Below are 750 nucleotides of genomic sequence, written 5' to 3'. Positions count from 1 at the left end.
TAGGCCGCCATCTTGTCCATTGCCTTTCTCTGCAAAAATTCCATCGGGGTGAGGTTGCTCAATGCTGAATGTGGTCTGCGACAGTTGTAATTCTTCTGCCATTTTTCAAGCGTGTTGCGGGCATCGCGCAATGTACCAAACAACGTTTCGTTGAGACATTCGTCTCGAAGCTTGCCGTTGAAGCTTTCGATAAAGCCGTTCTGCTGGGGCTTTCCAGGCGCTATGTAATGCCAATCGATACCCGTTTCCTGAACCCATTTTAGGATCGCCATACTGGTGAACTCAGTGCCGTTGTCTGAAACTATTGTCTTCGGCATGCCTCGTTCTGCGATCACCTTGTCCAGTTCACGAGCAACGCGGTGGCCGGACAGCGATGTATCAGCAACCAGAGCCAAGTTCTCACGACTGAAGTCATCGACGACTACCAAGATGCGAAACCTGCGCCCGTCTGTCAGCGCGTTTGACACGAAGTCCAAGCTCCAGCGGTGGTTCGGCCCATCCGGCAGCACCATTGGCTCCCTAGTGCCCAAAGCACGCTTTCTGACAAGTCTGCGGCGCACCTGCAGCTTCTCTTCGGTATAGATGCGCCTGACTTTCTTAGGGTTCAGAGCAAAACCTTCCCGCGCGATCATCACGTGGATACGACGACAACCAAACCGACCCGTTCCCTCGAAACCCGCTTGATGGCATCCCTTAGCTCGGCATCATTACCCCGTCGCGACAGATACCGCACCGAAGACCGATCAACCT

Annotated in this window: 1 pseudogene; it reads right to left on the bottom strand. The window is 53.7% G+C overall.

Annotated features, from left to right (window positions below):
• Nucleotides 1-750: pseudogene (locus DWB67_RS17770) on the bottom strand (IS3 family transposase); the annotation flags it as partial.

The organism is Paracoccus sp. JM45 (assembly GCF_003590715.1).
Taxonomy (GTDB): domain Bacteria; phylum Pseudomonadota; class Alphaproteobacteria; order Rhodobacterales; family Rhodobacteraceae; genus Paracoccus.
The sequence above is the reverse complement of the archived record's forward strand: the minus strand, read 5'-3'. Positions and strand labels throughout refer to the sequence as shown.